Genomic DNA, 6913 nt, shown 5'->3' on the forward strand with positions numbered 1-6913 from the left:
TAAATCAAGGACAACAAATGGATACGCCTTCATATAAGGTAAAAATAAGCGATCCTTGCTCATTTGGAAAATCCGTTCTGGAAGATACATTATATGTTTTAAAAGAAAATAATGCTCCAGAGACAACTATAATTGAATTAGCCTTCAAAAATGGTGGTATGCCAAAGCCGATAACCCATAACCACTCCGAGGGCTTCGATTATTATTGGGTAAAATGTACGGATGAGGAGGCAGACAACATTGCCGGATATCTCTTTGATGCTGAAGCAGCAGCCGTGCCAGCAAGTGGAGAAATAACGCCAGAAGCAAGCAAATACGCCAAATTAGTTGATATTTGGACAAATTTTCGTGACTGGCTTGAAAGAGGTGGTAGTGTAGAACCGCACTGGGAGGATTATTAGCAGTTAAACGATATCATTAAAGAAAGAATTTATAACAACCGCATAGACAGCGGACCGGGAAAACGATGCCATTTTTAGTTTTTTCGCAATCATCACTGAACTATGCATTTTCATAGGCCTTGGTCGTTTTCCCGTCCGGTAATGCGGAGCGTTAACCACAAAAAAATGGAAATTACCAAAATAGAAGATAGGTCTGAAGCAGCAGATTTGCTTAATCGCTCTTTGCTACCAACCTCTGATTTAGGAAATAATGATACTATTCAATTGTTTGGTATCTATCAAAATAAAAAACTCATAGCATGTATTGGTGTTGAGATTTATGGTGAGTCAGCTTTGTTAAGGTCCCTAGCGGTTGACGCAAATTCCCAAAAGAATGGTAAAGGCAAACAACTATTGGGCTATTTAGAAAGTTTCTGTATAAAAAATGGAGTACAAAAAATGTTCCTCTTAACAGAAACTGCTGTGAAATATTTTGAGAAGTTTGGTTACAATATTCATGAGAGACAAAATGCTCCGATAAGCATAAAAGGCACTGCCCAGTTTTCAAGTTTATGTCCAACTTCTTCTGCATTTATGTTGAAAATATTAAATGGTTAACCAAACGTTTGAGTCGGACTCGCTAAAGCTCGCCGCTCAACTCAACGTTCAGTGCGCCTGCGGCGCACTGAAGTGTGACCGGCATGGTCATAAACTTGCTGGTGAAAGTCCAGCAACAGCCCTGAAAGGAGGGAATGTATAGACAAAGGCAAGGGTGCCCGAAGAAACTTTCCGGATCTGCCCGAAGAGGGAATACCCGGTGAAGGAAAGCCAATGAGGGATCTGAAGGAAGCCTGCGTCAAAATTGCCACCCAAACTTGGTGTGAACCTCTGGTAGGCCTTGCGGAATGGGCGAGATACCTTCGATTATCGAAGCCCTATATCCTTTCCGTAACTCCGTCGGGTAAAGGAGGTGGGTGGGCAAGGAAAGTGTATGATCTTACCCGGTGAAGAGCCGTCTGATCTGGGCCGTTGTAACTGCGACAGCCAAGCCCTAAGCGGAACAGCAATGTCTCCGTTATGGACAGAGGGTTTTCAGATGAAGCCATAGTAGGCGTAAAACCGGCAGCCGATGAAGATGCGGTGACGTATTTGAGGATAAAACTGCTGGAAAGTGACAGTGATGTTGGAGCCGAAGGGTGGAACATGTAACTGGTATACGTAAAATTCAGAATAGCGGTTGTCAGGAGTTCAGCCATAGGAGTTACCTTTGGAGGGAAACGTATATATCCTGTAACAACAAAGGAAATGCGGAACGATGAGAAAACAACCCAAAATGAAAAGCAAAATGAAGCAACGTAGCCTGTTCATTGAAGAACGAAGTCTCTTCGAACAACTGTGTGATCAGGGGAACCTGTTGACCGGTTTTGAAGCAGTGAAAAGGAACGGCGGTGCACCCGGAGTGGATGGCGTGACCGTTGGTGAATTTCAAAGCCAAATAGACGAAGAGCTGACCCGGCTCCAGATGGATCTGGAAAGCTGGAGTTATAAACCAAGCCCGGTAAAACGGGTTGAAATACCAAAGCCCGGTAATGCCGGTGTTCGCCTGCTTGGCATTCCCTGTATCCGTGACAGGGTGGTGCAAGCTACAATAAAACACCTCCTGGAGCCGATAATTGATCCCACATTTTCCGACAATAGCTATGGCTTCCGTCCCGGCTACAGCCCACAACAGGCTGTTGAAGCGGCACAGAAGATAGTGCAGAGCGGGAAAGAGTATGTGGTTGATATTGATCTGGCCAAATTTTTTGACCGAGTTAATCACGACCGCCTCATCTATTTGCTTTCAGGTCATGTGCCAGATAAGCGCATTCTGCGCATAATTGGCATCATCTTGAGAAGCGGCGTGATGATAAACGGGACGATGATACTCACCAAAGAAGGAACGGTCCAGGGCAGCCCCTTGAGTCCTCTGTTAAGTAATGTAGTGCTTGATGAGCTTGACAAAGAGCTTGAGCAGCGTGGACTTGAGTTTTGCCGATATGCTGATGACTGTAATATTTTTGTCCGGTCGCCTAAGGCGGCAAGCCGGGTGATGGAAAGCATCAGCCGGTTTATCGAGCATAAACTCAAGCTGAAGATTAACCAGGATAAAAGCAGGGTCGGTCGATCCTGTGATGTCAAGTTTCTTGGAATGACGATCATCAATGGGACGATAGCGATATCATCCCAGTCCATGAAAAGAGCGATGCAGAAAGTGAAAGAGCTGACACCTCGGGGAACCAACATAACCCTTGAGCAGACAATTCAAAGGATAAATAGCTGGTATATGGGATGGTCTGGATATTATCTGATGACCCAAGTTTGCCTGTATTGAAGCTCATGTGAGGCGGCGGCTACGGGCTCGATTCGTGGATCAAAACAAGAAGCGTCGGTTTTTATTCAGGAAGCTTGTTAAGCAAGGAGTCTCCTGGAAATCTGCAGCTAAAACGGCATTTTCAAATCAGGGACGTTGGGCATTATCCAGGACAAATGCCTTACATTGCGCATATCCGAATCGGTGGTTCATAAACCGATACGGACAAGCGATAAGGTCAACTGACAGGATGAAGCATTGGTTTAATGTTCGTCAATGGATAAAGCTTGCATGAGGAGCCGTGTACGGACCCGTACGCACGGTTCTGTGGGCAGACGGGAGCCATTGGGCTCCCTCTGACCCGATTGCCGAGTTGAGTATGGGTTTCACGCGCGCCGCAGCACACTGAACAACGAGTTGGAGCAGCCAACCCAAGTGGGTCGCTCCTCAACTCGGCATTATGCTTAAAAAGGTTAATGATTTATGAATGTTCAAGAGTTTATTACAACTGCAATAACAGAAATTGTTGCTGGAGTGTCTGAAGCAAGAGATTCTACAAAGGAGTTTGGAGCAATTGTTGGTTCAGACAAACCTTATGGTTATGTCAAAGACAATAAAGTAATGACTGACGCAAAAGGTAGGCAGATTACACTTGTTGAATTTGATATCGCTTTGACTCAAGCTGATTCGACTGATACCAAAGGCGGTATAGGGGTCTTTTTAGGTTCAGTCAGTTTGGGGTCACAAGGTGCATCTCATGGTGAGTCTAAGAGCCAATCACGAATTAAGTTCACAGTACCAGTTGTACTACCAGGTAAGGGAGAGGGTGATTAACGGTATAATAAAAAAAATGGATTAAGAAAATGACTATACCTTCAGTATTTATTTCCTATTCTCATGATTCACAAGAACACAAAAAATGGGTCTTAGACCTTGCGACACGACTTAGAAATACGGGCATAGATGCAGCCCTTGATCAGTGGGATTTAAAGCCCGGCGATGACCTTCCCCATTTTATGGAGCAAAACTTGGCCTCATCTGATTACGTATTAATGATTTGCACTGAGAACTATGTCAAAAAAGCCAATTCAGGTATAGGTGGAGTTGGCTATGAAAAAATGATAATAACATCTGATCTCTTAAATAAAATAGACTCAAATAAAATTATTCCAATAATTAGGCAAAAAGGTTCTACAAACGTCCCTACTTTTTTAAAAACTAAGTTGTATGTAAATTTCTCCATTGGTGGCGACTTTGAATTTTCCTACGATGAATTAGTACGAACAATTCATAATGCTCCTCTATATAAAAAACCCGAAATTGCAAACAATCCTTTTGAACCAATTACAGACGGCAAGCAAGAAAAAACAAATGATGCTTTACTTGAATTAATGTCTATTGTGATTAAATATTTTGAAGCTGGTAATGATTATATTCTTTACAAAAATTTATTAAGGGATTTTAGTGGATCAAGAGTAATGTTAGATATACTTATCAGCCAAGCAATAGAAAAAGGTTATGTTCAACAAATACGACAGACTAAATCCCTTACCTTAGAGGAAAAGGGCCGGTTTTATGCCGTCGATCATCAATTAGTCCGTATAGCATAACAATTGCATCCACAGCCGACCGGGCTACGTCGGCGTTTGTTTAAGCGTTATAAAAGTATGTCATTTTACAATAACATTAAATATTTCGTATCCCCCGCCCGTCGGGTGATGCAAAGCGTTCAGTGCGCCTGCGGCGCACTGAATGCCGAGTTGAGTATGGCTTTAACGCGCGCCGCAGCACACTGAACAACGAGTTGGAGCAGCCAACCCAAGTGGGTCGCTCCTCAACTCGGCATTATCTTGAATATGAAAAAGAAAAAACAAAAGTATTCATTTTGTTGCAACAGCTTCAAAAAAAGCGTTGAAGAAGGAAAATTTGAGAAAGCAGAAGAGGATGATGAAACCGAATGGTTTATGCCCGAATGGTATCATATTTATTTTTGTCCTTTTTGTGGAAGCTCAATTAAAGGCAAGGGCTTCGGCACATATGATATAGAACAAAAATAGAAGATACTAAAAAGATAACAAATCATTCCACCGGAAGCCGCAAACGGCGCGGCTTCCGGTGAATTCAACGATAGGCTCGCCCGCCGATGGCGGGCGAGCCTATCGGAGCGCTGAGCAGCAAGCTGCTCAGCGCTCCGTTAGCAATGATAGGTTCAGTTTTACAAACAACCATTTTTTAACATGTATAAAAAATCTTTATTGACACCATATTTTAGGATTTGGGGAAAATTATGTTTTGGGAAAAGCTGGCATCATTCATTCGAAGGTTTTCTAATAGTATTTTCATATTGATATTTGCGGGATTAGCTGCAATTTTAGCTTTTGCCGGTCACTTATTAGATTTAAAAGATAAAACTATCGAGTCAACAATTATTGCTACAGAAATTTCTGAAGACAAAATAAAGCCATTAATTGGTTACAAACCGATAATAATAAACAATAAACAATATTTTCCAGAAGGAGCAAAGATTTCCTGGAGTTATCTCCATGAAGGAGCCAGCAATGATACTGTAATTATAGATGCTTTTAGAGTAATCGTTAAAAATTATGAAGGCATTAAACCTGGTATTACCGTTGAACAAGAAATAGACGAAGTCCCAGGAAAGGGAGAAGAGGCAGTCAATAATTACTCTGTCGTTATAGACGGAGAAGATGTTACTGTCGCTTATGAGAAAAAAAACAAGAAAAGAATTTCTAAATTTCCAGACAATTTATTGGCCTCTGAAAGTGAAAGCCATAAACTGACCATAAAAAAGCAAGAGCCTGAGTTTGTAGAAATGAATATTAAGCTGAATCGTTCAGGCACTTACGAGATCGCTATTGAAACTAAGTTTACCACTCCCAGTGGTAAACCCCAAACTATTGAAAGTAATTCAATATTTTTGATTAAAACTAAAGGCTAATTATCCGATGAAAAAATCGATAGCCATAGCAGCTTTGATATTCGTTACTGTTTTCGGCATTTTTTACTTAAATAAGTACCTTTCAAGAAAACAGCTCCCGGACAGCACTATTGAATATTTATTTCAAGAAGGGAATAGCCCTTGGACAAAGGAAGAGTATCTTAGCGTACAACCAAATAAAGAAAAATCTGATGATGAAATTTTAGAGCAGAAAAAATTATTCCAGAAAGCTGTAGATACGTGGAAGAAACAAGATTTTGCTTCAGCCCAAATGATTTGGGAACAACTAGCTGAGGACGGCCATGGTGGAAGCGCTTTTTATCTAGCTGAGTCTTTATTAAATGATACACCTCCCAAATATGAATTTGAATTAGAAAGAATAGTAAATTTGTATGAAACATCTTGTAAGCTTGGTGTCACTCAAGGGTGCATAGCTTTTGGAGCTTTTACTGAAAAAAATGATAGGAATACAGAAAAAGCCATTGCCATTTATGAGTTGGCAGCAAGGCTAGGTGATTATAATGGTCTTGTTCAAAGAAAACGACTTTCAAAACCAAATGAAAAACAATTATGGCAAATTATCGATGAAGAGTGGAATATTAATGCAAACGCACTAAGAAAAGATGCCACCCAAAAGGAGCTTTTAGTTGAGAATAGCAAACTAATAAACTCTTATCTACAAAAGTCGCCATCAATTGCTGATGAAATTATTGGCAAAAGAAATGTTAGAACATTAGCCCTTGCAAAAGTACTTACTTGGAAGTTTATAAAAGCCCAATTGAAGTATGAGTTTGATCCCAAAAAAGATGGAGAAACGCTAAAACAAGTCTACAATAAACAGAAGGAAGAATGTTGTGATGGTGGCAATCATAGACTTAAAATTGTAAAAAAAGGAACAGAGAGAAAAGATGCTGGGGATGTAATTACGCTGCCTTCAAAAATCATGGTAACTACTCTGCGTGAATCTGATTTTGTACTACTTTCAGATGGAGAAACTAATCATTTTAGTACGATATATTCGATTAACCATCAAACCAAAGAAATTTTATTAGCAGATCCTTGGCCTAGAGAGATTTTTTTGCTTAAACCCAACTTGGAAAATGTTAAAGCCAAGTTAGTTAGGTATTATGGCCACCATTTGGTAAAAGTACGTTTTGCTGACATGGAAAAAGTTCTTCTTGGCTATACCAGCATTGTCACACGGTAATATTTTATTTTGCT

At 40.7% G+C, this 6913-nt stretch carries 9 protein-coding genes; all 9 read left to right on the top strand.

All coding sequences use genetic code 11. The annotated features are described in order from the left end of the window. On the top strand, positions 1–401 hold a 401-nt coding region (locus ACYQ2M_RS24350; RefSeq protein ID WP_459918997.1), incomplete at its 5' end, for a hypothetical protein. Between the two features lie 165 nt (positions 402–566). After that, positions 567–998, top strand: a complete 432-nt coding sequence (gene arsN2 / locus ACYQ2M_RS24355) for an arsenic resistance N-acetyltransferase ArsN2 (RefSeq protein ID WP_459918998.1) — start codon at positions 567–569, stop codon at positions 996–998. Positions 999–1457: 459 nt separating this feature from the next. Continuing rightward, entirely contained in the window at positions 1458–1589 is a 132-nt protein-coding gene (locus tag ACYQ2M_RS24360; RefSeq protein ID WP_459918999.1) for a hypothetical protein, read from the top strand. A gap of 124 nt (positions 1590–1713) precedes the next feature. Then, positions 1714–2754 carry a group II intron reverse transcriptase/maturase gene (ltrA, locus tag ACYQ2M_RS24365; protein ID WP_459919000.1) on the top strand — a complete coding sequence of 347 codons (1041 nt, stop codon included), beginning with the start codon at positions 1714–1716 and terminating at the stop codon, positions 2752–2754. 462 nt (positions 2755–3216) lie between these two features. Then, positions 3217–3567, top strand: a complete 351-nt coding sequence (locus ACYQ2M_RS24370; protein WP_459919001.1) for a hypothetical protein — start codon at positions 3217–3219, stop codon at positions 3565–3567. 29 nt (positions 3568–3596) lie between these two features. Then, complete coding sequence (locus ACYQ2M_RS24375) at positions 3597–4343, top strand: toll/interleukin-1 receptor domain-containing protein (protein ID WP_459919002.1); 747 nt, start codon at positions 3597–3599, stop codon at positions 4341–4343. Between the two features lie 246 nt (positions 4344–4589). Then, positions 4590–4790 carry a hypothetical protein gene (locus ACYQ2M_RS24380; RefSeq protein WP_459919003.1) on the top strand — a complete coding sequence of 67 codons (201 nt, stop codon included), beginning with the start codon at positions 4590–4592 and terminating at the stop codon, positions 4788–4790. Between the two features lie 230 nt (positions 4791–5020). After that, entirely contained in the window at positions 5021–5692 is a 672-nt protein-coding gene (locus ACYQ2M_RS24385) for a hypothetical protein (RefSeq protein ID WP_459919004.1), read from the top strand. A gap of 7 nt (positions 5693–5699) precedes the next feature. Next, positions 5700–6899, top strand: a complete 1200-nt coding sequence (locus tag ACYQ2M_RS24390; protein ID WP_459919005.1) for an SEL1-like repeat protein — start codon at positions 5700–5702, stop codon at positions 6897–6899. Positions 6900–6913: the final 14 nt, after the last annotated feature.

Source organism: Desulfocicer niacini (genome assembly GCF_054657595.1).